This is a genomic window from Streptomyces sp. NRRL F-5123 (genome assembly GCF_000721495.1).
In the GTDB taxonomy this organism is placed as follows: Bacteria; Actinomycetota; Actinomycetes; order Streptomycetales; family Streptomycetaceae; genus Actinacidiphila.
This window is the reverse complement of sequence record NZ_JOHY01000023.1, coordinates 56,808-82,016: the sequence shown is the minus strand read 5'-3', so window position 1 is coordinate 82,016 and position 25,209 is coordinate 56,808. Positions and strand designations below refer to the sequence as shown.

Below are 25,209 nucleotides of genomic sequence, written 5' to 3'. Positions count from 1 at the left end.
AGGTCGTCGCAGACCAGGAGGCCTCCGCAGATGACTGATCCGACCGCACGCCGACTTCCGCTCGCCGAGCTGGAAGCCGGGCTGCCCTTCGCCCGCCGGCACATCGGCCCCGACACCGCCGCGCAGGCCAAGATGCTCGCCCAGGTGGGCTACACCTCCCTGGACGAGCTGACGGACGCGGCCGTACCGGACACCATCACGAGCGCCGCGGCCCTCGCGCTGCCGCCCGCCCGCACCGAGGCCGAGGCGCTGGCCGAGCTGCGCGCGCTGGCCGCCCGCAACCAGGTGCTCGCGCCGATGATCGGCCTGGGCTACTACGGCACCTTCACCCCGCCGGTGATCCTGCGCAACGTCATGGAGAACCCGGCCTGGTACACCGCGTACACCCCCTACCAGCCGGAGATCTCGCAGGGCCGGCTGGAGGCGCTGATCAACTTCCAGACGATGGTCGCCGACCTCACCGGGCTGCCCACCTCCGGCGCGTCGCTGCTCGACGAGGGCACCGCGGCGGCCGAGGCGATGGCGCTGTCCCGCCGGGTGGGGAAGGTCAAGGAGGGCGTCTTCCTGGTCGACGCCGACACCTTCCCGCAGACCACCGCCGTCATCGGCACCCGCGCCGAGCCCACCGGCGTCGAGGTGGTCGTCGCCGACCTGAGTGACGGCATCCCCGCCGAGGTGGCCGAACGGGGTGTCTTCGGTGTCCTGCTCCAGTACCCGGGGGCCTCCGGCGCCGTCCGCGACCTGCGGCCGGTCATCGAGCAGGCGCACGGCCTCGGCGCGGTCGTGACCGTCGCAGCCGACCTGCTGGCGCTGACCGTGCTGGCCTCGCCCGGCGCGCTCGGCGCGGACATCGCGGTCGGCACCACCCAGCGCTTCGGCGTCCCCATGGGCTTCGGCGGCCCGCACGCCGGATACATGGCGGTGCGCGAGTCCTACGCCCGCAACCTGCCCGGCCGGCTCGTCGGCGTGTCCGTCGACGCCGACGGCGACACCGCCTACCGCCTCGCCCTGCAGACCCGCGAGCAGCACATCCGCCGTGAGAAGGCGACGAGCAACATCTGCACTGCGCAGGTGCTGCTCGCCGTGATGGCCGGGATGTACGCCGTCTACCACGGGCCCGAGGGCCTGGAGCGGATCGCCCGCCGCACGCACCGCTACGCGGCCGTCCTCGCCGAGGGGCTGCGCGCGGCCGGCGTCGACGTCGTGCACGCGGCGTACTTCGACACGCTCACCGTGCGCGTGCCCGGACGGGCCGCCGAGCTGGTCGCCGCAGCCCGCGACGCCGGGGTCAACCTGCGGCAGACCGACGCCGACCTGGTCGGCATCGCCTGCGACGAGACCACCACCCGCGCCCAGGTGGCCGCCGTACTCGCCGTCTTCGGCGGCACCGCCGACATCGAGGAACTGGACGCCACCGCCCCGGAGGCGCTGCCCGGCGAGCTGGCACGCAGCGAGCCGTACCTGACGCACCCGGTCTTCCACCTGCACCGCAGTGAGACCGGCATGCTGCGCTACCTGCGGCGGCTCGCCGACCGCGACTACGCGCTGGACCGCGGCATGATCCCGCTTGGCTCCTGCACGATGAAGCTCAACGCGACCACCGAGATGGAGCCCGTCACCTGGCCGGAGTTCGGCGCGCTGCACCCCTTCGCGCCCGCCGAGCAGGCCGAGGGCTACCTGGCGCTGATCCGCGGCCTGGAGGAGCAGCTCGCCGAGGTCACCGGTTACGACAAGGTCAGCCTCCAGCCGAACGCCGGGTCGCAGGGCGAGCTGGCCGGGCTGCTCGCGGTGCGCGCCTACCACCGGGCCAACGGCGACACCGGCCGTACGGTCTGCCTCATCCCGTCCTCGGCGCACGGCACCAACGCTGCCAGCGCGGTCATGGCCGGCATGAAGGTCGTCGTGGTCAGGACCGGCCAGGACGGCGACGTGGACGTGGCCGACCTGCGCGCCAAGATCGAGCAGCACCGCGAGCAGCTGGCGGTGCTGATGGTCACCTACCCCTCCACGCACGGCGTCTTCGAGGACAACATCACCGACATCTGCGCCGCCGTGCACGACGCGGGCGGCCAGGTCTACGTGGACGGCGCGAACCTCAACGCGCTCGTCGGCCTCGCCCGTCCCGGGCGCTTCGGCGCCGACGTCTCGCACCTGAACCTGCACAAGACCTTCTGCATCCCGCACGGCGGCGGCGGCCCCGGCGTCGGCCCGGTCGCTGTCCGTGCGCACCTGGCCCCGTACCTGCCCAACCACCCGCTCCAGCCGGCCGCCGGCCCCGCCACCGGCGTCGGCCCGATCAGCGCCGCGCCGTGGGGCTCGGCCGGCATCCTGCCCATCTCCTGGACCTACGTGCGGCTGATGGGCGCCGACGGGCTGCGCGAGGCCACGCAGCAGGCGGTGCTCAGCGCCAACTACGTCGCCAAGCGCCTGGAGCCGCACTACCCCGTGCTCTACACCGGCCCGGCGGGCCTGGTCGCCCACGAGTGCATCGTCGACCTGCGGCCGCTGACCAAAGAGACCGGCGTCACCGTCGACGACATCGCCAAGCGGCTGATCGACTACGGCTTCCACGCGCCGACCATGTCCTTCCCGGTCGCCGGCACGCTGATGATCGAGCCGACCGAGAGCGAGGATCTCGCGGAGCTGGAACGCTTCTGCGACGCGATGATCGCGATCCGCGCCGAGGTCGACAAGGTCGCGGACGGCAGGTGGCCCGCGGACGACAACCCGCTGCGCAACGCCCCGCACACCGCGGCCGCGATGGGCGGCGACTGGGAGCACCCGTACAGCAGGCAGGAGGCCGTCTTCCCGGCGGGCGTGCACGCGGCGGACAAGTACTGGCCGCCGGTACGCCGCATCGACGGGGCCTACGGCGACCGCAACCTGGTCTGCTCCTGCCCGCCGCTGGACGCGTACGACGGCTGAGGCCGACGGGCACCCGCGGCCGGACATGGCAAAGCCGGTTCCCTCGGCGACAGGGGAACCGGCCGGGTGTCCGCGGTCGGGCGAGCCTGCTGGCGGGGCGTCCCCGCCGGTCAGGCGGCCGTCGTGACCTGCTCGCCGGCGAGCGGGCGGTGCGGGGCGATGATCTGCCCGTCGGGCAGCAGCTCCCCGGTGTCCTCGAAGAGGAGCACACCGTTGCACAGCAGGCTCCAGCCCTGCTCCGGGTGGTGGGCCACGGTGAGGGCGGCCTCACGGTCGGGGCCGTCGGCGGAAGGGCACTGCGGTTGGTGCTGGCACATGGATGGAGTCTTTCGCTGCGTGTGATCAGTGGTGCGGTCGGTCGTGCGGTCTGCCTGGTGCATGTCCGTCCCCCGTGTGTGCGTGAGGCCGTTCCCAGTGTTGTCCTCCTGGCGGCAATCCGCAGGGATTTCGCCGAGGCGATGCTCTCCGGAGAAGACGCGTCACCCGCGCGGGCGGTTGCCGTCACCCAGCGTCAACGACAGGGGAGTGGTGACCGCACGGCGGTGCCCCCGGCCTGGCGGCCGGGGGCACCCTTGCTGCCGTACGCTGCGGCGTCAGGCCGGCGACCCCGCCAGCGGCGGCGGCGCCAGGCGCACTCTCAGTACCGGCGCCAGCTCCGTCATCCGGTACACCCGGTGCGCCGCGATGCCCGGTGGCGCGGGCGCCAGCGGCACCAGCAGGTCCTCCGGGTCGGGCTGCGCGGTGGACGCCTCGGCCCGCGGCTCCCGGTGCAGCCACAGCGCGAGCATGTAGAGGCCCGGCACCGACAGCAGATGCGGCTGGTACGTCGCCGGCAGCGCCTCGGCCTGGACCAGCGCCCGCTCGATCGACACCAGGAACGGCCCCTCCGAGAACCGTGAGAACACCCAGCCGTCCGGGGTCACCACGGTCTCGCCCGCCGCGGCGACCCGCGCTCCTGCCCTGATATGGAACCGCCAGCCCGTCAGCCGCGCCTGCGGCAGTGCTCCGGGAACGGCTGCCGGCTCGAAGACATGGACGGGCAGCGGGTGTTCGGCGGCCAGCGGCCCTTCTGCGGTACGCAGCGCCGGCGTCCTGGCTTCCAGGACCGCGGTGGGCGAACTGAGCGCGGCGAGCACGCTCAGCAGGGCTGGGGCAGGTGCTGGGGGAACAAGCAGCGGCATGGTTGTCGCCTCTCACTGGGAGACACGTGGTGCGGGGAGGGCGGGCGCGGACGGCACGGTCGGTTCGATGCTCTGCGGGAGACCTGCTCAGGCACGTCCGGCGAGGGCGGATGCATTGCCTTGTTCGCGGAGTTTATACGACGTGTGTTCGCTCCGTGTTTCATCTAGTTGATGCCAGTATTACGCGCAAGGCGAGAATTCGCCTTCTTCGGCGGACGTGTCGGTGGCATTCCCGCAGCGTACGGGGAGGGCGCTGCATATTTCTGCGCGCCACGGACGGCCGGATCCCGTCGGTCATTTCCTGTGCTTGCGCGCCTCCCCCGGCTACTGAATGTGCCAGCGGAAAGTGCGCGCTTCGCCGCTAGTGCAAGCCTAGCGTGCGCGGCCCGCCCGGCGGGGCGTTATTCGATCATTTGGGTGGGCATCCTCCGATGGATGGCCGGGCGGCGGCCACGGGAGGGAGGGATCGCGGATGGGCGAGAAGGTCGTCGCCAGTGGCTTCGAACCGGCAGACCGCGGGCGTTACCGGCACAAGCTCCAGCAGTGCCTGCTGGGGCTCGAGCGACTGCTGGAGGGCCAGCGGTTCGACCGGCCGCGCAATCTCATGGGCCTGGAGATCGAATTGAATCTCGCGGATTCCACGGGGCTGCCGCGCATGATGAACGAAGAGGTGCTGGAGCGCATCGCGAGTCGCGATTTCCAGACCGAGCTCGCTCAGTTCAACATTGAGGTGAACATTGCCCCGCACCGGCTTTCCGGGCCGGTCTTCGACCGCCTCGCCGAGGAACTGCGCACCGGCCTGTCGTATGCCGACCGGATGGCTGCCGACGTCGGTGCCCGCATCGTCATGGTGGGAATTCTGCCCACTCTCCGGGCCGACGACCTGGTCACCGCCAACCTGTCGCGGGCCGACCGCTTCACGCTGCTCAACGACCGCATCCTGGCCATGCGCGGCGAGGACATCACCCTCGACATCGACGGCGTCGAGCACCTGGAGCACGCCTCGCAGTCCATCGCCCCCGAGGCGGCCTGCACCTCCACCCAGATGCACCTCCAGGTCACGCCCGGGCGCTTCGCCGCGGTGTGGAACGCCGCCCAGGCGGTGTGCGGCCCGCAGGTCGCCGCCGGCGCCAACTCGCCCTTCCTCTTCGGCCGCGAGCTGTGGCGCGAGACCCGCCCGCTGCTCTTCCAGCAGTCCACCGACACCCGCCCGCAGGAGTTGCGCGCCCAGGGGGTGCGCCCGCTGACGTGGTTCGGCGAGCGCTGGATCGAGTCACCGCTCGACCTCTTCGCCGAGAACGTCCGCTACTTCCCGGCCCTGCTGCCCATCTGCGACGACGAGGACCCGCTGAGCGTGCTGGACGAGGGAGGAGTGCCGCAGCTGCGTGAACTGACCCTGCACAACGGCACCATCTACCGCTGGAACCGCCCGGTCTACGCGGTCGTCGACGGCGTGCCGCACCTGCGGGTCGAGAACCGGGTGCTGCCCGCGGGACCCACCGTCGCCGACGTCCTGGCCAACGCCGCCTTCTACTACGGGCTGGTGCGCGCGCTGGCCGACGCGCCGCGCCCGCTGTGGCAGCGGCTGCCCTTCGGCGCCGCGGCCGCCAACTTCGACGCGGGCTGCAGGGACGGCATCCGCGCGGTCATGCACTGGCCGCGCGGCCGCGGCGGAGGTCTCGCCGAGATCCCGGCCGCCGAGCTGATCCGGGACGAGCTGCTGCCGCTCGCCGCCGCCGGGCTGGACGCGTGGGGCATCGAACCCGCCGACCGGGACCGCTACCTCGGCATCATCGAGCAGCGGTGCCGGCTGCGTACCAACGGCGCGGAATGGCAGTGCGAGTCCTTCCACCGGCTGCTGGAACGCGGCCCGGACCGCATGGCGGCGCTGGCCGGGATGACCCGCCGCTACCGGGAGAACTCGGCGGAGGGCCGGCCGGTCCACGAGTGGGCCGCCGTCTGAGGACGCGGCCACCCCTGGTCGGCTTCGAGGCCGCGATCTTCGTATCTTGTCCTTCAGACACCCGCGCCGCTGGAGGACCCGCATGCACACACAGCCCCGCCCGGCGGACCAGGCGGCGGAACCGGAACTGCCCGACCGCACGCTGCGCAGCGAGATGCTCATCGTCCTCGCGCTCTCGCTCGGCGCCAGCGGGGTGTCCGCCCTGATCGACTTCATCGGCTCGGTGACCAGGCCGGGCGCGCTCAAGGACCAGGCCGCGACCCTGGTCGGCTCCTACGCACCGCACCGCCCGTGGCTCGATCTGGCCTGGCAGCTCTTCTCCATCGCCACCGCTCTCGCGCCGGTCGCCCTGGTCGCGCACCTGCTGGGCCGCGAGCGCGCCGGGATGCGGTCGATCGGCTTCGACCTGACCCGCCCGCGGCCCGACCTGGCCCGGGGCGCGCTGGTCGCCGCCGGGATCGGCGGCACCGGACTGGCCTTCTACCTCGGCGCCCGCTCGGCCGGCTTCAACCTCACGGTGGTGCCGGAGTCGCTGCCCGACGTGTGGTGGAAGATCCCGGTGCTGGTGCTGTCGGCGGTGCAGAACGCGGTGCTGGAGGAGGTCATCGTGGTCGGCTACCTGCTGCGCAGGCTCGACCGGCTCGGCTGGACGCCCATGGCCGCGCTCGCCGCGAGCGCCGTGCTGCGCGGCTCGTACCACCTCTACCAGGGCATCGGCGGCTTCGTCGGGAACATGGCGATGGGCGTGGTCTTCGTGCTGCTCTACCGCCGGTGGGGCAGGGTGGGCCCGCTGGTCGCGGCGCACGCCCTCATCGACACGGTGGCCTTCGTCGGTTACGCGCTGCTGGCCGGCAAGGTGGGCTGGCTGCCCACCGGCTGAGCAGGGCCGAGCCCCCGCCGCGAAAGGATCAGGCGTGCTGCGGGACCTCGTCCTTGAGGACGGAACGCAGCTGCTCGCGGAATTCGGGCGAGTCGGTGTGACCGTGCACGGACACCGCGTGCTCGGCGGCCGCGCGCAGCACCTCGTCCTCCTCACCGGAGATCGTCAGGGTGCAGTTGCTCTCGCTGGGGTAGTCACGGCAGTCGGCGACCTTGCGCATGGCGCATCATCTCCTTGTGCTCTCCCTTCCCAGTTTACGGGCCCGCCGTCTTCCGCGGCCGCTCCGGCCGCCGTACGGGGAAGACCGTATTGCCCGGCCGGTGGATCCTCCGGTGCAGTTGGGAGAGGAGGAGGCGAGTGTCATGACTGCCGCACCGACCGCATCCACCCGGGCGGGCGCACCGGGCGAAGCTGCCGCGCCGACGGCCGAGGAAGCACGCGTGAGGGAGTTCCTGGAGAGGGTGATCGCCGACGGCGCCGCGGCGATGGCCGGGCTGTGCACCTCGATCGGCGACCGGCTGGGCCTCTGGACGGCGATGGCAGGGGCGGGCCCGCTCACCCCGGCGGAGCTGGCCGCGCGCACCGGCCTCGACGAGCGCTACCTGCGCGAGTGGCTGGACGCGCAGGTGGCGGGGGAGTACCTGGACTACGACCCGGACCGCGGCAGCTACCTGCTCACCGACGAGCGCGCCGCCGTCCTCGCCGACCCCGACGCGCCGACCTACGCCGCGGGCATGTTCACCATGCTCCAGGCGCTGTACGGCAGTGAGAACGCATTGCTGGAGGCCTTCCGCACCGGTGAGGGCGTCGGCTGGGGCGAGCACGGGCCCGCGCTCTTCGAGGGCACGGCCAAGTTCTTCCGGCCCGGCTACGCCGCGGCCCTGGTCCCCGAGTGGCTGGGCGCGGTGGACGGCATGGAGGAGCGACTGCAGCGCGGCGGCCGGGTGGCCGACATCGGCTGCGGTTACGGGCACTCCACCGTGTTCATGGCGGAGGCCTACCCCGCCTCGCGCTTCCACGGCTACGACTTCCACGGCCCGTCGGTCGAGGCGGCCCGCTCGCTGGCCGAGCGCTCCGGGCTCGCCGACCGGGTCGAGTTCGACGTGGCGACCGCGCAGGACTACCCCGGCGAGGGCTACGACCTGGTCACCTTCTTCGACTGCCTGCACGACATGAGCGATCCGGGCGGCGCGCTGCGGCAGACCGAGCACGCCCTCGCCGACGGCGGCGTGTGCCTGCTCGTCGAGCCGAACATGTCCGCGGACGTGCGGGAGAACGTCCATCCGATCGGTCGCGGCATGTCCGCGGCCTCGGTCGCGGTCTGCCTGCCCTCCGCGCTGGCCCAGCCGGGCCCGGAGGCGCTCGGAAACCATGCGGGCGAGGACGTGATGCGGCGGATCGCGGACGGTGCCGGACTGCACCACTGGACGCTCGCCGCCGAGAGCCCGGTCAACCGGGTCTACGCGGTGACCCGCTGACGCGTCGGCCTGTTCCCGTGGCCGCCGTTCCCTTCCCGTGACCCCGGGCGCGGTGGCGGTGGCGCCTTGACCGGGGCGGCCGCGCTGCTCAGGCTGGATGTATGGGTGCGGTCGGGGCCGCGGGCCTGCGGCGGATGCTCGCCGTGGTCGACCTGCTGATCGACGCGGACGACGAGGACGTACTCGTCCCGGCGCTGCTGCCGGTGCTCCTCACCGCGCTTCCCGGTGACAGCATCGTGTGGTCCGCCAACCCCGGGCCCGCGGCCCCGCTGACCCTGCCGGACGGTCTGCTCGGACCCGCGCTGCTCGCGGCCTTCCGCCGGGGTGCCCCGGCCGATCCGCTGGTGGCCCACACCACGACCGGCCCGGGCACCCCGGCGTGCCGCTCGCAGATGCAGAGCCGCGCCGACTACCACGCGCTGCCGGTCTACGCGGACGTCTACCGGCGGGTGGGCGCCGACGACCAGCTCGCGATGGCCTTCCCGGCGGGGACCGAGAACGGTGTCCGGCGCCGGGTGTGCGTGGCCGTCAACCGAAGCGGCAGCGACTTCGGCGACGCCGATCTCGAGGTCGCGGCCCTGCTCCGGCCGCGGCTCGGCCGCAGCTTCGGCCGGCTGCACCGCACCCCGCCCGCCCGGGCACTGGTCAGCCGCCGGGAGGCGGAGGTGCTGACGCTGCTCGCGCACGGTCTCACGAACGAGCAGATCGCCCACCGGCTGGCCATAAGCCCGCGCACCGTCGACAAGCACCTGGAGCACGCCTACCCCAAGCTCGGCGTGTGCGGCCGGGTCGAGGCGGCCAATGCCTGGGGAACGCAGGAGGGCTGCGGGCCCGTCCCCCCCCGGGGGGCCCGCAGCGGTATCCGGGACCGGCCCGGGCCGGGGGTCAGTGCTTGGTCTGGTTGAAGCGGACCTCGTTGCCCGCCGGGTCGCGGAAGGCGCAGTCCCGGACGCCGTACTGCTGGTCCGTGGGCTCCTGCACGACGTCCGCGCCCGCCGCCGAGAGCTTCTCGAACGTCGCGTCGACGTCGTCGGACCAGAACACGACACGGCCGTAGACGCCCTTGGCCATGAGGTCGGCGACGGCCTCGCGGTCGGAGGGCGTCATGTTCGGGTTCACGGCCGGGGGTTCGAGGACGATGTCGACCTCGGGCTGGGTGGGCGAGCCGATCGTGACCCAGCGCATGTTGTTGTAGCCCACCTCGTTGCGGATTTCAAGGCCGAGCATGTCGCGGTAGAACTCGATGGCCTTGTCGTGGTCGTCGACGGCCAGGAACGTGTGGGAGAGCTTGATGTCCATGCCGATCACGCTACGACAGGGCCACCTGCCCGCACTTCTTTGATCCTGACCGGTCGGGTGACGATCCGCGCGACGCAGGACGGCAGCGCCGCCAGCTCGGAGTGGTTGCGCGCCCGGTACAGGCTCGGGGACTCGCCGACCAGCTCGGTGAAGCGAGTGCTGAACGAGCCGAGCGACGAGCAGCCCACGGCCATGCACACGTCGGTCACGGACATGTCGCCGCGCCGCAGCAGCGCCTTGGCGCGCTCTATACGGCGCGTCATCAGATAGGCGTAGGGCGTCTCGCCGAACGCCGTGCGGAAGCTGCGCGAGAAGTGCCCAGGAGACATCAGCGCGTCGCGCGCCAGCGCCGGGACGTCCAGCGGCTGCGCGTACTCCCGGTCCATGCGGTCGCGGGCCCGCCGCAGCCGGACCAGATCCGATCTGTCCATGCCTTCAGTGTGCCCGACCCCACTGACAGCGCCGGGCACGCCGTGGACCCCGCCACCGGCAGAGCTCCGGCCGGTCGGCGGGAGGGCTTGCCGGACGACAGTCATCGATATATCGTTGAGGCATCGCGAACGATCACGATAGGAGAAAGCGTTATGCATGGACATCACCACGGACACGGACCCTGCGCGCACGGCGAGCACGGTCCCGGAGAGCGCGAAGGGCGCAGGTCGGCCTTCGGGGCGTTCGGACCGCCCTTCGGCGGCGGGCCCTGGGGTCCCGGTGGACGGGGCCGCGGCGGACCGCGCGGCCGGGCGCGGCGCGGCGACGTACGGGCGTCGATCCTGGCCCTCCTCAAGGACCGGCCGATGCACGGCTACGAGATGATCCAGGAGATCGCCGACCGCAGCGGCGGCGCGTGGAAGCCGAGCCCCGGCTCGGTCTACCCGACGCTCCAACTGCTGGAGGACGAGGGCCTGATCAGCAGTACGAGCGAGGGCGGCAAGAAGCTCTTCACGCTCACCGACGAAGGCCGCACCGAGGCCGGGGCCGGACCCGAGGCGCCATGGGAGGACGCCGGGCGCGGCGTCGACTGGGAGGCCATGAACGAGATAAGGAAGGCCGGCGGCGGTCTGGTCGAGGCCTTCCGCCAGGTATGGGTCGCCGGCACCCCCGAGCAGCGCGAGAAGGCGCTCACGGTGGTCAACGAGGCCCGCAAGCGGCTCTACCTCATCCTCGCCGACGAGGACGACGGCAGGGACGGCGGGACGGACGGCGGCAAGTTCCGCAAGGACACCGGCCCGGCTTCGTGAGCCGCCGCCCGGCAGTCGGGCACGGGGGAGCGCAGGCCCCCGGGGGTTCGTCCCCCGGGGGCCTGCGCTGCTCTGCGGCGGGACGGGCCCCGGGTCAGACCCCCGGGCGGCTCGACCCGCGGACCACCAGCCGGGTCGGGAGGATGCACGGCTGCGCCGGCTCCACCGGGGCCGCGTCGATCAGCCCGCGCAGCGCCGCGACCGCCGCCTCGCCCAGGCCGCGCTGGTCCTGGGCGACGGTGCTGAGCGCCGGGCGCACCAGCGAGGCCGCGTCGATGTCGTCGAAGCCGACCACCGCCAGGTCGCGCGGCACCGAGAGGCCCTCGTCGGCCGCCGCGTGCATCGCGCCGATCGCCATCTGGTCGCCGGCGGCGAAGACGGCGGTGGGCCGGTCCGCCAGCGCCAGCAGCCGCTTGCCCGCGCTCTGCCCGCTGGCCAGGAAGAAGTCGCCCTCGGTCACGTACTCCGGTGGCACGCTCAGGCCCAGCCGGGCGCAGGCCCGCCGGTAGCCCGCGAGGCGTTCGGCGGCCGGGGGCAGGTGCAGCGGGCCGGTGACGGTGGCGATCCGCCGGTGGCCCAGGTCGTACAGGTGCTGCACGGCCGCCTCCGCGCCCGCCGCGTTGTCGGAGCTGACCCGAACCGTGCGCGGCCCGGTGAAGGCGGTGTCGATGCCGGCGCAGGGCACCCCCGAGTCGGCGAGGACCCGCAGGCAGCGGTCGTCCGGCGGGGTGGTCAGCACGATCACGCCCTCCAGGTTGTGCCGCCGCACGGCCTGCAGATGCGCGGTCTCCTGGTCGTCGTCGGCCGGTGTGGTGAGCAGCATCAGGTGGTAGTCCGCCTCGGACAGTGCGGTGCGCACGGCGCTCAGCAGGCCCAGCAGATACGGGTTGTGCAGGCCTATCGCCTCCTGGCCGCTGTCCCACACCAGGCCGACGGTGTCCGAGCGGCGCCGTACGAGGGTCCGCGCGGGCTCGTTGGGGGCGTAGCCCAGCTCGCTCGCGAGCGCGCGGATCTTGGCGCGGGTGGCCTCGCTCACCTCGGCCCTGTCGTTCAGGGCGCGGGAGACGGTGGCGGTCGACACCCCGCTGCGGCGGGCGAGTTCACGGATGTTCACGACGGACCCGTTCTGCGCGAAAGGAATTGACGGATGTGCGGGGCGGGATGGGCGGGACAGGGACGGACATATGAGAACGACATGAAAACCCGGCGAAAAGCCTGCTGCGCACAGTCTTGACGATCAGTCGGCGCGAGGACAGACTTCCCGCCGATCGGAAACGTTTACGGCTCGGTCGGCCCTGGAAACACCGGGGATCCCCAACAGGAACGGGACGCCTGCGATGCCAACGAACGCTCGACGACTGCGCATGAGAACCCTTCTGACGCTGGCCACCGCGGCCGCCTGCGTGGCGGCGGTGGCCTCCGTACCGGCCCAGGCCGGCGACAACCCCACCTACACCAACGCCAACGCCCCTGTCGACGTGCGGGTCAAGGACCTGCTCAAACGCATGACGCTCGACGAGAAGATCGGGCAGATGGACCAGATCTCCGTGGTGCGCATGCAGGGCGACTGCGAATGGAGCGGCGGCGCCTTCACCGAATCGTGCATGAAGAAGGTCCTCGTCGACAATGCCGCCGGGTCCGTCCTTTCGGGCGGCGGCGCGGGACCGGCGGTCAACACCCCGTCCAACTGGGCCGCGATGGTGAACGCGGTGCAGAAGTACGCGATCGAGAACACCCGCCTGCACATCCCCGTCATCTACGGGGTCGACGCCGTGCACGGCCACAACAACGTGCTGGGCGCCACGATCTTCCCGCAGGAGATCGGCCTCGGCTCCACCTGGGACCCGGCCCTCGTGGGCGGCGCGGGCGCGGCCACCGCCAAGGCCGTCGCCGCCACCGGCATCGACTGGAATTTCGCCCCGGTCGCCGACATCGCCCGCGACCAGCGCTGGGGCCGCTACTACGAGACGTACGGGGAGGACCCGCTGCTGTCCGGCACGCTCGCGGCCGCCGCTGTCTCCGGCATCCAGGGCGCGGACGGCGCGAAGAAGGTCGCCGCCACCGTCAAGCACTTCGCGGGCTACGGCGAACCGGGCAACGGCCACGACCGCGTCCCCGGCGACGTCTCCCTGCGCTACCTCCAGGACACCCTGCTGCCGTCCTACAAGCAGGCCGTCGACGCCGGCGCGATGTCGGTGATGGTCAACTCCGGTGCAATCAACGGTATCCCGGCCACCGGCTCGCACTACCTGCTCACCGATGTGCTGCGCGGGCAGTTCGGCTTCAAGGGCGTCGTGGTCAGCGACTGGGCGGACGTCAGCGCGCTCCAAACGTCCTACCACGTCGCCGCCGACTACCCGGCGGCCGTCGCCAAGGCCGTCAACGCCGGCCTGGACATGGCGATGGAGCCCTACGACGCGCAGGGCTTCTCCGACGCGCTCAGGACCGCCGTCCAGCGACACCTGGTCTCCGTCCAGCGCATCGACGAGTCCGTGACACGCATCCTCACCATGAAATTCCGGCTCGGCCTCTTCGAGCACCCCTACGTGGACGCCTCGAAGGCCGACTCGCGCGTCATCGGCGCCGACGCCGCGCTCGCCCGGCAGGCCGCCGACGAGTCGCAGGTGCTGCTGCGCAACGACGGCGGCGTGCTGCCGATCCCGTCCGGCGCGAAGAAGATCGTGGTGGCAGGCTCCTACGCCGACGACATCAACGACCAGGCCGGCGGCTGGACCGTGGGCTGGCAGGGCGTGCCCGACGGGGTGACGCTGCCCGGCACCACCGTCCTGGAAGGCATCGAGCAGGCCGCCCCGTCGGGGACGTCGGTGGTCCGCGCGACCTCGGCGGACGACGCCGTGGCGCAGGCGAAGGACGCCGACCTGACCGTCGTGGTGGTCGGCGAGAAGGCCGCCGCCGAGGGCAGCGCCGACTCACCGCGCCCCGAACTGAGCGCCGACCAGCAGGCGCTGGTCAAGTCCCTGAAGGCGACCGGCAAGCCGGTCGTCACCGTCGTGCTGGCAGGCCGCCCGCTGGTGCTCGGGGACGCCGACGGCACGCAGGGCCTGCTGATGTCCTGGCTGCCCGGCAGCGAGGGCGGCCACGCGGTGGCCGACGTGCTGTTCGGCAAGGTCAACCCGAGCGGCCGGCTCAGCGCGTCCTGGCCCAAGGACATCGGCAACGAGCCGCTGTACTACCAGCAGCTTCCGGGCACCAACGCCGGGCCCGAGTCCTCCTACGACGCGGCCTACCGCTTCGGCGCGGGCCTGTCCTACACCAGTTACGCCTTCGACTCGCTCAAGGCCGGCTCCGCGACCGCCCGCACCCGCGACACCATCAGCCTCAAGGTCGGCGTGTCCAACACCGGCGACCGCGCGGGCGACCTCGTCGTGCCGGTGTACGTCGCGCAGCCGGTGAGCGACGTCCTCGCACCGCCCGCCAAGCTCGTCGCCTTCACCCGCGTCCACCTCGCGGCGGGCCAGAGCACGACGGTCACCCTCAAGGTGCCGCCGAACCGGCTCGCGGTGACCCAGGGCGACATCGACGGCTCGGGCCCGCAGCAGGTCGCGCCCGGCGCGTACGTCTTCACCGCGGGCGGCGTGAGCACCACGGTGACCGTGCGCTGAGGCCGGTCTCCCGCTCCCGGCGGGCCGCGAACGGGGCTTTCCCCGGGCGCGGCCCGCCGTGCCGCGTGCCCCGGCCCCGGGTCGGCTGCGAGGCTGGGTGTGCCCGGCACGGTGCCCGGCGGACGGAGGAGACGGCACATGCGCGACGGCGAGGAGGCGGGGCCCGCTCCGGAGGGTTCGGGCGGGGGTACGGGCTCGGGTCCGCGCGGCGCCTCCGGCGGGGCGGGAGAGCCGGCGGAGGTGGACCGGGCACTGCTGGAGCGGATCAGGGCCGCGCCCGTGCTCGCCGGGCGGCTGCCGCACTTCGATCCGGAGCGGGCGCCCACCGCGCCCGGCCCGCTGCTCGCCGGGTGGCTGGACACGGCCCTCGCCGACGGGCTGCCCGAGCCGCACGTCATGACGCTGAGCACTGCCGCACCCGACGGCACGCCGAGCGCGCGGGTGCTGATGCTGCGTGGGGTGGACTCCGCCGACTGCGCCGTCGTCTTCGCCGGTGACGCCCGCAGCGGCAAGGGCCGCGACCTCGCGGCCAACCCCGTCGCCGCCGCGACCTTCTACTGGCCCGCGCACGGCCGGCAGATCCGGCTCGCCGGGACGGTCGCGGTGCTCGACGCCGAGGCCGCCTGGCGGGACTTCCTCGGCCGCAGCCCTGGCTCCCGCGCCGCCGCCTTCACCGGCACCGTCAGCGCGCCGCTCGGCAGCCCGGAGGAGTACGCGCGCGAGCGGCTCGCGGCCGAGGCGCTGGTCTCCGCGGAACCGGACCGGGTGCCCGAGTGGCACACCGTCTACCGGCTGCGCGCCCGCGAGGCCGAGTTCTTCCAGGCCGATCCGGCCCGCGGCCACCAGCGGCTGCGCTACACCCGGGAGGCCCGGGAGAGCCCGGGGAACGGCGGCTGGGCCCGCACCTTGCTGTGGCCATGACTCATCCCCGGGGAGGAGGGTGCGCCGGGCGCCCCCCTCCGCGGAGGGATGGGCAATGGGCCGCTGAGCCGATGCGCCGCGCACCGGCGGTCTGCTGGGATGGGTGCCGTGTACAGCGACCAGGGGCCGCGGCACGAGCCGGCCCGTCCCGCGGACGACGCCCACCTCACGGCCGAGGTGCGCGCCGTCCTCGCCGACGCCCGCCGCCGCGCGGTCCGGGACGGCGACGCGCAGGCCGACACCGCCCACCTGCTGCACTCCCTGCTGGAGCACGACCCGCACGCCCGCGCCGCCTGCGACGCGCCGCCCGGCCGGTCCGCGCGCGTGCTCGGCTACCTGGTCCAGCGCAGCATCGGCTACGGGCTGCGCTGGCGCGGCTCGGTGGAGGACTCCGGCGAGATACCCACCCTCACCCTGACCGCCCCCGGCTGGAGCCCCGCCGCCTCGGCTGCCCTCCGCGGCGCCGGCGAACGGGCCCGGCTCCGCGGCCGGGAGCAGGCCGACGGCATCGACCTGCTGCACGCCCTCACCGCCGACCCGGACTGCCGGGCCGCCGACGTCCTGCGCGCCGCGGGGCGAGGGGGTGGCGTGTGGGTCGGCGTGGAGGAAGCACCGGGGTCCGGTGTTCCTCCGGAGCTTCGCCTGCCCCGTACCCCCGGCAGCACGGCGGCGGAGGGAGGCGACGCGGTGGGGGCGCCCCCAGGGCGGAGCCCCTGGGGGAGTCGTCGGCCGACGAGGACGCCGGGGGCCCCTCCCGCCGAAGGCAGGGGAAGGACGCGCGTGCCGGGGCACACGACGCCGCGCAGACCCGCACGCCGTCCCTGTGACCCCGACGAGGTGCACGAGGCGCACGAGGCGTCCGGGGGTGTTCCGGGACAGCGCGGTGCCAGGGATTTTGAGGATGACGGTCCTGTCGACGGCTGACATGATGGCCGGATGCGCGGATCCGGTGTGAGGAGCAGGGGACTTGGGCTTGCCGTGCTGTCGGCGTGCGCGTTCGGCGGGTCGGGGGTGGCCGCCAAGCCGCTGATCGATCTCGGGTTCGACCCGCTCCAGGTGGTGTGGATGCGGGTGGTGGTCGCCGCGCTGGTGCTGGCGCCCGTCGCCCTGCGCTTCCGCGCGCTGCCCCGCCAACGGCCCGGCCTGATCGCCGGGTTCGGCCTGCTCGGCATCGTCGGCTGCCAGGCCCTCTACTTCGTGGCCATAGCCCGCATACCCGTCGGCGTCGCCATACTCGTCGAATTCCTCGGCCCCGCGCTGCTGCTGGGCTGGATCCGGCTCGTGCAGCGCCGCCCCGTCACGCGGGCCGCCGCGGTCGGCGTCGTGCTGGCGACCGGCGGCATGACGTGCGTCGTCGAGATCTGGTCCGGCCTCGCCTTCGACGCGCTCGGGCTGCTCTACGCGTTCGGGGCCGCGTGCTGCCAGGTGGCGTACTTCGTGCTCGCCGACCACGGGACGGAGGGGAGCGACGCGCCCGAGCCGGTGGCCGTGATCGCGCACGGGCTGCTCGTCGGGACGGTCGCCCTCACGCTCGTCGCGCACCCCTGGACCATGCGGTGGTCGGTGCTCGGGCACCAGGCCGCGCTCGGCGACCGGGACGTCCCGGCGGTGCTGCTGGTCGGCTGGATCGGGCTGGTGTCGACGGTGGTCGCCTACCTCGCCGGGGTCACCTCCGTCCGCAGGCTCAGCCCGCAGGTCGCGGCCGTCGTCGGCGTGCTGGAGGCGGTGGTCGCCACGGTGCTCGCGTGGGTGCTCATCGACGAGCATCTCGGGGCCGCGCAGATCATCGGCGGCGCGCTCGTCCTGGCCGGGGCCTTCGTGGCCCAGACGTCCGCCGCTCCCCCCGCCGGGGGCCCCGTCGACACCCCCGCGCCTCCCCCCGCGGCCCGGCCCGCGACCCCCGAGCTTTCGCGCTGAGCGCTCCCATGTCCCGCAGGGGGCGCCCCGGGGCGCCCCCTGCGGTGGCCCGCGCGACCTTCCGCCGGTGGGTGGCTGCGCGCGCAGTTGCCCGCGCCCCTTCACGCTCCGGGCTCCCCCCGGAGGCGTTTCGCGCGATCTTCTCGCCGTCGTTGCCGGCCGCGCAGTTCTCCCCCGGCTCCGCCTGGGCGGTGCCCCCACGCGCCCCTGACGTGCCCGCTGCGCGGCATGCGCGAGCCCGGACGGACGCCCTCCCCGCGGGGGCGGGACCTTCGGGTGCGGGCGAGCGTTCTTGCGGGGTGCGTGGGAGCCTCCCCGGCGAAACTCCGGGGGAGAACTGCGCGACGGCCCCCATCCGCGGAAGATCGCGCAAAGCACCTCACGGGGCAGCCCGGGGCGCAGTCCGCGGACGCTAAGGTGGCCGCATGCACAAGACTGTTCTCCCGCCGCCCGCGGCGTAATCGCGGGCAGCGAAGGGGTCTGAGGACGACGTAGACGCGGTCCGGCGCGAGCGCCGGGGCGGTCGGTGCTGCCCGCACGCAGGGACGAGTGATCCGACCACCCACCCTTTCGCGGGAGAAATCCGTGTCCTTCAGGCACTTCTTGAGGCATGCCTCCGCCCCGGCCACCCGGGGCCTGATCTATGTCGTCGTCGCCGCCACCGGCTGGGGTACGGCCGGCGCCGTTGCGGTCGCGCTGTACGGCCGCAGCGGGCTCGGGCCGCTGGCCCTCACGTTCTGGCGCGCCGCCGGCGGCTTCGTGCTGCTGCTCGGGATCCGGCTGGTGCGCCGTCCGGCGCGGGGCGGGGCGGCGGGGCCGCGGGCCCGGGAGGTGCGCCGGGTGCTGCTCATCGGCGCCGGGCTGACGGTCTTCCAGGCCGCGTACTTCTGCGCGGTGCGCTCCACGGGCCTGGCGGTCGCGACCGTCGTGACGCTCGGCTCGGGCCCGGTGCTGATCGCGCTGGCTGCGCGGCTGGCGATGGGCGAGCGGCTGGGCCGCGGCGGCGCCCTGGCCGTGGCGGGCGCCCTCGGCGGGCTCGCCGTGCTGGTGCTGGGCGACGGCGGTGGCACCTCCGCACGCCCCGCGGGCATCGCGCTCGCGGTGCTGTCCGCCGCGGGCTATGCGGCGATCACCGTGCTGACCCGCTGGTGGGGCCGCCGGGGCGAGGCGGGCGACCCGTTCGACACGTCGATGTGGGCGTTCGGGCTGTGCGCCGTCCTGCTGCTCCCGGCGGCCTGGGCCGAGGGCCCGCTGCCGCACGCGGCGCACCTCGGCCGCACCCTGCTGCTGCTCGGCTACCTCGACTCGGTGCCGACCGCGCTCGCGTACGGGCTGTACTTCGCGGGCGCCGCGGTGCTGCGCGCCGCGACGGTGTCGGTGATCGCGCTCATCGAGCCGCTGTCGGCGACGGTCCTCGCCGTCACGCTGCTCGGCGAGCGGCTGACCGGGGCGACCGTGCTGGGCGGGCTGTGCCTGCTGGGCGCGGTCGCCGCGCTGGCGGGGGACGAGGCGCGCACCGCGCGCCGCCTGCCGCGGCAGGCGGCACCGGTGGCCGGGGGAGCGGCGGTCAGTGCCGCACCGGTGGCAGATAGTCCGGCAGCGGCGGCGTCGCCCGGCCCGGCAGCCGCGCCGGTTCGGGGGCGCCGTACGCCGTAGCGACCGGGACCACGCCCGACCAGTGGGGGAGCCCGATGTCCTCGGGCTCCTCGTTGGGCCCGCCGGTGCGCGTCTTCGCCGAGACCTCGCCGAGGTCGAGGCGTATCACCGCGGTCGCCGCCAGTTCCTTCGCGTTCGGCCGCCGGGTGTCCGCGGACCGGCCGGGCACCGCCTGGTCCACGATCGCGTCCAGCGCGGCGGCCCGCTCGTCCGGGTCGGTGACCTCGTACGCGGTGCCGTGCACCACCACCGAGCGGTAGTTGACGGAGTGGTGGAAGGCGGACTTGGCGAGCACCAGGCCGTCCACGTGCGTCACGGTGAGGCACACCGGGAGGCCGCCGCCGGCCGCGCCCCGCAGCGGGCGGGAGCCGGTCGACCCGTGCACGTACAGCCGCTCGCCGCTGCGGGCGTACAGCGTCGGTAGCACCACGGGCGCGCCGTCCCTGACGAAGCCGAGATGGCAGACGTACCCCTCGTCGAGGATCGCGTGCACGGTCGCGCGGTCGTAGGCGGCCCGCTCCCGGGAGCGGGTGGGGACGGTGCGGTCGGTGGCGGCGTACGTGCCGAGCTGCTCGGCGGGCTCGCCGGCGGGGGTGTCGGCCGTCGGGGTCGGCATGGCGCGATCCTTTGCACTAGTGCATAATGAGCTTTGTGCTAGGAGAGTACAGAATCACTGGTCGCGGCGCATCGGGTATCGCCGCCGACATCGAGCGGGCGGTCGGCGGCGGGGCGCTGCGCCCCGGCGACGCCCTGCCGCCGCTGCGGGAGCTGGCCGCCGAGCTGGGGGTCAACTCCAATACGGTGGCTGCCGCCTACCGGCTGCTGCGCGACCGCGGGGTCATCGAGACCGCAGGCCGCCGCGGCAGCCGGGTGCGCGCGCGGCCCGCGACCACGCCGCGCGACCAGATCCGTATCGAGGTGCCCGCGGGCGTCCGCGACGTGTCCAAGGGAAATCCGGACGTCGCCCTGCTCCCGCCGCTCGGTGACGCGCTCGCCGCGGCCGCCGCCGAGCACGCGCTGCGCCCGGCGCTCTACGGCGGCCCGCCCGTGGACGCCGACCTGGAGCGGATGGCCCGCGCGGCGCTGGACGCCGACGGGGTGCCCGACGGGCCGGTGGGCCTCAGCTCCGGGTCGCTCGACGCGATGGAGCGGGTGCTCACGGCGTATTTGCGCCCGGGTGACGCGGTGGCCGTCGAGGACCCGGGCTGGGGCAGCCTGCTGGACCTGGTCCCGGCGCTGGGCCTGCGGACGGTGCCGGTCGCGGTGGACGACGACGGGCCGGTCACCGCCGACGTGGCCCGCGCGCTGCGGGGCGGCGCCCGCGCCCTGATCGTGACCGCCCGCGGGCAGAATCCCACCGGCGCCGCAGTCTCCGCCGCCCGGGCCGCCGAGCTGCGCGCCCTGCTGGCCGGGCACCGCGAGGTGCTGGTGATCGACGACGACCACATCCACGGCGCCGTCGACCTGCCGTTGCACAGCCTGTCGGGCGTCACCGACCACTGGGCGCTGATCCGCTCCGTCGCCAAGGCGTACGGCCCCGACCTGCGGCTCGCGCTCTACACCGGCGACCCCACCACCGTCGACCGGGTCCGCGGCAGGCACCGGCTCGGCGCGGGCTGGGTGAGCCACCTGCTCCAGCGCACGGTCGTCCACCTCTGGCAGGACGGCGCCGTCGACTCCGCAGCGGTCGCCGCCTCGTACGGGCGGCGGCGCGACGGGCTGGTGCGGGCCCTGGCCGAGCGCGGGGTGGCCGCCCACGGGCGCAGCGGGATGAACGTCTGGGTCCCGGTCAGCGACGAGACCGGCGCGGTGGCCGGGCTGCTCCAGCACGGCTGGGCCGTCACGCCCGGCGCCCGCTTCCGGGTGCGCTCGGTGCCCGCGGTCCGGCTGACCGTCTCGACGATGGCACCGGAAGACGTCGAACCGCTGGCCGACGCCGTCGCGGCGGTGCTGCGCGGCCCCGCGGCCGGCCAGGTCCGCTACGGCTGAGGGCGGTCGGGCCGCTGCCGGCGGGGGCGGCGCTGGGTGAGGGCGGCCCCGGCCAGGATGACGGCCGCGCCGACCGGCTCGTTCCAGTGCAGCGTCTCGCCGAGCAGCAGCACGCCCGCGGCGGTCGCGACGATGGGGATCAGATACGTCACCATCGCCCCGATCGTCGGGCCCTTCTCGGCGACCAGGCCGTACTGGATCAGGAAGGCCACGCCCGTGCCGAGCGCGCCGAGTGCGAGCACCGACAGCACCGACTTCGCCGGCCAGCTGTCCGGCACGGAGGTGAAGAACGGCGTGACGACGAGCAGCTGCAGCGTGCCGACCAGCAGCTGGCTCGCGGACACCGCCAGGTGCGAGCCGCCGGTGCCGGTCAGGGTCCGCCGGACGTACGCCCAGCCCACCGCGTAGCTGACCGCCGCGGTCAGCGCCATCAGCGTGCCCTTCGGATCCTGCCCGGAGAAACCCTGCCAGGCGCCGAGCACCGTGAGCACCCCGATGAAGCCGACGCCCACGCCGGCGAAGCGCTCGCGCGACGGCCGGTCCTCGGAGAGCGCGACCAGCGACACCAGCATCGAGAACAGCGGTGTCGCCGCGTTGCATATCCCGGCCAGCATCGAGGGGATCGTCTGCTCCGCGGTGGCGAAGAGCGTGAACGGCAGCGAGTTGAGCAGGAAGGCGGCCACGAACAGGTGCAGCCAGACGCGCGGCGAGCGCGGCAGCCGGTCGCGCCGGACGGCCACCGCGGCGGCGAGCACCGCCGTACCGAACACCATCCGCCCCAGCGTCACCTGGAGCGGCGCGAAGGCCTCGTTGCCGACCTTCATGAAAAGGAAGCTGAAGCCCCACACCAGGCCGAGCGCGGCGAAGCGCAGCCGCCAGTCCAGCAGCGGCCGGCGGGCCGGAGCGCCCGGAGGGGTGGGGACGACGGGCGTGGCGGAGGCGGCTGCGGAAGGGCCCGGGTCGGTCGGGACAGCGGCGGGGCGGCTCTGGGCGGGTGCGGTCATGACATCACGATGACGGGCCCGATCTCGTAGAACAAGCAAGTATTCGTACATCGTCCGCGTAGAATCTCTTACATGTTGAGCCTGGAACGTCTGCGTATCCTGCACGCGATCGACACCTACGGCTCGGTGAGCGCCGCCGCCGACGTGCTCGGGGTGACGACCTCGGCCGTCTCCCAGCAGATGGCGAAGCTGGAGCGGGAGACCGGCCAGACGCTGCTGACCCGCAGCGGCCGCGGGGTGCGGCTCACCGACGCCGGGCGGCTGCTGTCCGGGCACGCCGGGCAGATCCTGTCGCTCGTCGAGCTGGCGCACTCCGACCTGGAGGCGCACCGCGGCGCCGCGGTCGGCGACCTGGCCGCGGGCGCCTTCCCGACCGCCGTCCGCGGGCTCTTCCCGGCCGCACTGCGGGCGCTGCGCGCCGCCCATCCGCAGCTGCGCACGACCGTGCACGAACTGGAGCCGCACGACTCGCTGGCGCGGCTCAACCGCGGTGACATCGACCTCGCGGTCGTCCTGGACTGGTACAACAAGCCGCTGTCACTGCCCGGCGGTCTCGCCAAGGCGCCGCTCTTCGACGACATCGTGGACGTCGCGCTGCCGGCCGGGCACCGGCTGGAGGACCGCCAGGAGATCGACCTCGGCGAGCTCGCCGACGACGACTGGATCGCCTGGCCGGACGGCGGCTTCTGCCACGAGTGGCTGCTGTTCACGCTGCGCGGCAAAGGCGTGGAGCCGCGGATCGCGCACCACGCGGAGGAGCACGCGACGGTGCTCGCGCTCGTCGCGGCGGGCCTCGGGGTCGCCGTCGTCCCGCGGCTCGGCCGCGACCCGATGCCCGAGGGTGTGCGGGTGGTGCCGGTGCGGCACACCATGCGGCGGCACGTCTACGCCGTCTGGCGCGCGGATGCGGACCGCCGCCCGGCGATCCGGGCGGCGGTGGACGCGCTGGGGGCGGCGGCCGCCGGGCTGGGCGGAACCACCGGGGGCCCGGCGCGGTCCGGACCGGGGGCCTGAACGCCTTCGGGCCGGGGGCCGCCGGGCCCGACGGTGCTCAGGCCAGCGTGATGCCGTCCCCGGAGACGGCGACCGCCTTCGAGGGCAGTGGCGAGGTGGCCGGGCCGTGCGCCACCGATCCGTCCTCGACCTTGAACTTGCTGCCGTGGCAGGGGCAGTTGATCGTCCCGTCCGACACGTCGATGACCGTGCAGCCCAGGTGCGTGCACACCGCGGAGAAACCCTTGAACTGGCCCGCGGCCGGCTGCGTGACGACCACCTTCTGGTCGGCGAAGACCTTGCCGCCGCCGACCGGGATGTCCGAGGTCTTGGCCAGCACGTCGCCCCCGCCGCCGGAGCCGCCCGAACTGCCCGACCCGGCCGAGCCGCTGTCGGCCGGTGACGAGGCGGCGGACGAGCCGCTGTCCGAGCTGGGCGCGTCCGAGGCCGGGGCGTCGGACGCCGAGCCCGAGCCCGAATCCGAGCCGCACGCGGCCAGTACGGCGGCGAGCCCCGTGCCGCCGGCTGCCGCGACGACGGCGCGGCGGGTCGGGGTCAGGGGGAGTCCGGGCGTTTCGGGCATGAGCTGGTTTCCTGTCCGCTGGTCGGACCGGGCGGCGGCGGGGCCGTCCGGCGGCGTGCTGTCCACGTGACCGTTGATACGGGCGATCACGGCCATCCGTTCAACGACACGCGTGGCGGATTCCTCGTTCACCACATCGGTGACATCCACCACGGCCCGCGGGGCGCCCGCACGGCCCCGATAGCCTGGGGCAATGCTGAGAGAAGTGACGGGCATCCGCTATGTGACGCCGCTGCGCGAGGGCGGATCGGTGCCCGGCGTGGTGGAGGCCGACGACCTCGGCACGTACGTGGTCAAGTTCAGCGGCGCCGCGCAGGGCCGCAAGGCGCTGGTCGCCGAGGTGATCGCGGGCGAGCTGGGCCGCAGGCTGGGCTTGCGGGTGCCGGAGCTGGTCCGCTTCGACTTCGACCCGGTCATCGGCCTCGGCGAGCCCGACCAGGAGATCCAGGACCTGCTCAAGGCGAGCGGCGGGCTCAACCTCGGCATGGACTTCCTGCCCGGGTCGCTCGGCTTCGACCCGCTGGTCTTCGGCGTCGACCCTGCCGAGGCGAGCCGCGTCGTGTGGTTCGACGCGCTGATCGGCAACGTCGACCGCTCCTGGCGCAACCCCAACCTGCTGGTCTGGCACCGCAACCTGTGGCTCATCGACCACGGCGCCTCGCTCATCTGGCACCACAGCTGGAGGAGCGCCGAGGCCTCGGCCGCCAAGCCCTACGACGCCTCCGACCACGCGCTGTCCCGCTTCTCGCCCGACCCCGCGGCCGCGGCGGCGGAACTCGCCCCGCTGGTGACACCCGCCCTGCTCGCCGAGGTCACCGCGCTCGTCCCGGACGAGTGGCTGGCGGACGAGCCGGGCTTCGCCGGGCCCGACGACGTGCGCCGCGCGTACGTCGACCTGCTCGCAGCCCGCGCGCCCGGCATCCACGAGCGGATCACCCTCGCGCCGCGGCAGCGCGAGCGGCAGCCCCCGCCGGAGTGGCTCCGCACCTGGGTCGAGGGCAGGAACGCCGAGGCCGCCGCGGCGGAGGACGGCCGCGAGGGCCGGGACAGCCGGGAGAACCTGGAGAACCTGGAGAACGAGGAGAGGCACGCCTGATGGGCGGGCGGGACGTGTTCGAGTACGCGCTGGTGCGCGTGGTGCCGCGGATCGAGCGCGGCGAGATGATCAACGCCGGGGTCCTGGTCTACTGCCGGGCGAAATCCTTCGTGGGCATGCGGGTGCACCTGGACGAGACGCGGCTGCGCTGCCTGGACGCGGCCGTCGACGTGGCGGGGGTCAGGGCCGCGCTGCGCGGCTACCAGGAGATGTGCGCGGGCGGTGAGGACGCGGGCCAGGGGGGCGGCGACGACCCGGGCCGGCGTTTCCGCTGGCTGACGGCGCCGCGCAGCACCGTCGTCCAGCCCGGACCCATCCACACCGGCCTCACCGCCGACCCGGCGGGCGAGGCCGACCGGCTGCTCGCGCTGCTGGTCCGCTGACGCAGCGGCGCCGCGCTTCCGGTGCGGTGAGCCACATCGGCCGTGATGGCGTTGACACTGGGTCACTGTCCTCCTAC

Annotated in this window: 23 protein-coding genes and 1 pseudogene; 15 read left to right on the top strand and 9 right to left on the bottom strand. The window is 73.9% G+C overall.

Translation table 11 applies throughout. The features are described from left to right. Positions 1 to 30 precede the first annotated feature (30 nt). Positions 31 to 2,925: an aminomethyl-transferring glycine dehydrogenase gene (gcvP, locus tag IH54_RS0120285; protein WP_031518675.1), complete on the top strand. Its 2,895-nt coding sequence runs from the start codon at positions 31 to 33 to the stop codon at positions 2,923 to 2,925. A 110-nt stretch (positions 2,926 to 3,035) separates the two neighbouring features. On the opposite strand, the gene IH54_RS0120280 is transcribed toward gcvP, so the two are convergent. Both IH54_RS0120280 and IH54_RS0120275 read right to left on the bottom strand, forming a co-directional pair. Next, the gene (locus IH54_RS0120280; RefSeq protein WP_031518672.1) at positions 3,036 to 3,242 is read right to left on the bottom strand and encodes a DUF5999 family protein; all 207 of its coding nucleotides are present in this window, start codon (positions 3,240 to 3,242) and stop codon (positions 3,036 to 3,038) included. Positions 3,243 to 3,518: 276 nt separating this feature from the next. Next, positions 3,519 to 4,106, bottom strand: a complete 588-nt coding sequence (locus IH54_RS0120275) for a hypothetical protein (protein ID WP_031518670.1) — start codon at positions 4,104 to 4,106, stop codon at positions 3,519 to 3,521. A 472-nt stretch (positions 4,107 to 4,578) separates the two neighbouring features. On the opposite strand from IH54_RS0120275, the gene IH54_RS0120270 reads away from it, so the two are divergent. Further along, complete coding sequence (locus IH54_RS0120270) at positions 4,579 to 6,069, top strand: glutamate--cysteine ligase (RefSeq protein ID WP_031518668.1); 1,491 nt, start codon at positions 4,579 to 4,581, stop codon at positions 6,067 to 6,069. 82 nt (positions 6,070 to 6,151) lie between these two features. Beyond that, positions 6,152 to 6,949, top strand: coding sequence for a CPBP family intramembrane glutamic endopeptidase (locus IH54_RS0120265; protein WP_031518665.1), 798 nt, complete (start codon positions 6,152 to 6,154; stop codon positions 6,947 to 6,949). Between the two features lie 28 nt (positions 6,950 to 6,977). Here the strand turns inward: IH54_RS0120265 and IH54_RS0120260 are convergent, their stop codons facing one another. Further along, positions 6,978 to 7,169 carry a DUF1059 domain-containing protein gene (locus IH54_RS0120260; protein ID WP_031518663.1) on the bottom strand — a complete coding sequence of 64 codons (192 nt, stop codon included), beginning with the start codon at positions 7,167 to 7,169 and terminating at the stop codon, positions 6,978 to 6,980. A 142-nt stretch (positions 7,170 to 7,311) separates the two neighbouring features. Here IH54_RS0120260 and IH54_RS0120255 point away from each other — a divergent pair, with 142 nt between their 5' ends. Further along, complete coding sequence (locus tag IH54_RS0120255; protein ID WP_078862378.1) at positions 7,312 to 8,427, top strand: class I SAM-dependent methyltransferase; 1,116 nt, start codon at positions 7,312 to 7,314, stop codon at positions 8,425 to 8,427. A 101-nt stretch (positions 8,428 to 8,528) separates the two neighbouring features. Further along, a complete protein-coding gene (locus IH54_RS0120250; protein WP_052397672.1) occupies positions 8,529 to 9,332 on the top strand; it encodes a helix-turn-helix transcriptional regulator in 804 nt (267 codons plus the stop codon). On the opposite strand, the gene IH54_RS0120245 is transcribed toward IH54_RS0120250, so the two are convergent. Both IH54_RS0120245 and IH54_RS0120240 read right to left on the bottom strand, forming a co-directional pair. Next, positions 9,313 to 9,726, bottom strand: a complete 414-nt coding sequence (locus IH54_RS0120245) for a VOC family protein (protein ID WP_031518657.1) — start codon at positions 9,724 to 9,726, stop codon at positions 9,313 to 9,315. The genes IH54_RS0120250 and IH54_RS0120245 overlap by 20 nt on opposite strands. A gap of 5 nt (positions 9,727 to 9,731) precedes the next feature. Beyond that, complete coding sequence (locus IH54_RS0120240) at positions 9,732 to 10,157, bottom strand: helix-turn-helix transcriptional regulator (RefSeq protein ID WP_043181609.1); 426 nt, start codon at positions 10,155 to 10,157, stop codon at positions 9,732 to 9,734. A 153-nt stretch (positions 10,158 to 10,310) separates the two neighbouring features. On the opposite strand from IH54_RS0120240, the pseudogene IH54_RS41805 reads away from it, so the two are divergent. Next, positions 10,311 to 10,904: pseudogene (locus IH54_RS41805) on the top strand (helix-turn-helix transcriptional regulator); the annotation flags it as partial. A 157-nt stretch (positions 10,905 to 11,061) separates the two neighbouring features. Here the strand turns inward: IH54_RS41805 and IH54_RS0120230 are convergent. Beyond that, positions 11,062 to 12,081, bottom strand: coding sequence for a LacI family DNA-binding transcriptional regulator (locus tag IH54_RS0120230; RefSeq protein WP_052397671.1), 1,020 nt, complete (start codon positions 12,079 to 12,081; stop codon positions 11,062 to 11,064). 250 nt (positions 12,082 to 12,331) lie between these two features. On the opposite strand from IH54_RS0120230, the gene IH54_RS40010 reads away from it, so the two are divergent. From IH54_RS40010 to IH54_RS0120205, 5 genes are all read left to right on the top strand, one after another. Further along, entirely contained in the window at positions 12,332 to 14,590 is a 2,259-nt protein-coding gene (locus tag IH54_RS40010; protein WP_052397670.1) for a glycoside hydrolase family 3 N-terminal domain-containing protein, read from the top strand. A gap of 138 nt (positions 14,591 to 14,728) precedes the next feature. Next, a complete protein-coding gene (locus IH54_RS0120220; protein ID WP_078862376.1) occupies positions 14,729 to 15,511 on the top strand; it encodes a pyridoxine/pyridoxamine 5'-phosphate oxidase in 783 nt (260 codons plus the stop codon). A gap of 108 nt (positions 15,512 to 15,619) precedes the next feature. Beyond that, positions 15,620 to 16,435, top strand: coding sequence for a hypothetical protein (locus IH54_RS48115; protein ID WP_159011963.1), 816 nt, complete (start codon positions 15,620 to 15,622; stop codon positions 16,433 to 16,435). 12 nt (positions 16,436 to 16,447) lie between these two features. After that, complete coding sequence (locus IH54_RS0120210) at positions 16,448 to 17,428, top strand: EamA family transporter (protein ID WP_052397669.1); 981 nt, start codon at positions 16,448 to 16,450, stop codon at positions 17,426 to 17,428. Between the two features lie 585 nt (positions 17,429 to 18,013). Next, positions 18,014 to 19,084, top strand: a complete 1,071-nt coding sequence (locus IH54_RS0120205; protein ID WP_063762335.1) for a DMT family transporter — start codon at positions 18,014 to 18,016, stop codon at positions 19,082 to 19,084. Here the strand turns inward: IH54_RS0120205 and IH54_RS0120200 are convergent. After that, positions 18,996 to 19,700, bottom strand: coding sequence for a pyridoxamine 5'-phosphate oxidase family protein (locus IH54_RS0120200; RefSeq protein ID WP_052397668.1), 705 nt, complete (start codon positions 19,698 to 19,700; stop codon positions 18,996 to 18,998). The two genes, IH54_RS0120205 and IH54_RS0120200, sit on opposite strands and share 89 nt — an antisense overlap. A gap of 35 nt (positions 19,701 to 19,735) precedes the next feature. On the opposite strand from IH54_RS0120200, the gene IH54_RS0120195 reads away from it, so the two are divergent. Further along, the gene (locus IH54_RS0120195; RefSeq protein ID WP_031518635.1) at positions 19,736 to 21,073 is read left to right on the top strand and encodes an aminotransferase class I/II-fold pyridoxal phosphate-dependent enzyme; all 1,338 of its coding nucleotides are present in this window, start codon (positions 19,736 to 19,738) and stop codon (positions 21,071 to 21,073) included. On the opposite strand, the gene IH54_RS0120190 is transcribed toward IH54_RS0120195, so the two are convergent. After that, positions 21,064 to 22,077, bottom strand: a complete 1,014-nt coding sequence (locus tag IH54_RS0120190) for a DMT family transporter (RefSeq protein WP_031518633.1) — start codon at positions 22,075 to 22,077, stop codon at positions 21,064 to 21,066. The two genes, IH54_RS0120195 and IH54_RS0120190, sit on opposite strands and share 10 nt — an antisense overlap. A gap of 72 nt (positions 22,078 to 22,149) precedes the next feature. On the opposite strand from IH54_RS0120190, the gene IH54_RS0120185 reads away from it, so the two are divergent. Continuing rightward, a complete protein-coding gene (locus IH54_RS0120185; RefSeq protein WP_052397667.1) occupies positions 22,150 to 23,091 on the top strand; it encodes a LysR family transcriptional regulator in 942 nt (313 codons plus the stop codon). A 37-nt stretch (positions 23,092 to 23,128) separates the two neighbouring features. Here the strand turns inward: IH54_RS0120185 and IH54_RS0120180 are convergent, their stop codons facing one another. Beyond that, complete coding sequence (locus IH54_RS0120180; protein WP_031518628.1) at positions 23,129 to 23,653, bottom strand: Rieske (2Fe-2S) protein; 525 nt, start codon at positions 23,651 to 23,653, stop codon at positions 23,129 to 23,131. A gap of 193 nt (positions 23,654 to 23,846) precedes the next feature. On the opposite strand from IH54_RS0120180, the gene IH54_RS0120175 reads away from it, so the two are divergent. Both IH54_RS0120175 and IH54_RS0120170 read left to right on the top strand, forming a co-directional pair. Next, positions 23,847 to 24,749, top strand: a complete 903-nt coding sequence (locus tag IH54_RS0120175) for a HipA family kinase (protein ID WP_078862375.1) — start codon at positions 23,847 to 23,849, stop codon at positions 24,747 to 24,749. Next, entirely contained in the window at positions 24,749 to 25,132 is a 384-nt protein-coding gene (locus IH54_RS0120170; protein ID WP_031518624.1) for a DUF3037 domain-containing protein, read from the top strand. Before IH54_RS0120175 ends, IH54_RS0120170 begins: the two co-directional genes overlap by 1 nt. Positions 25,133 to 25,209: the final 77 nt, after the last annotated feature.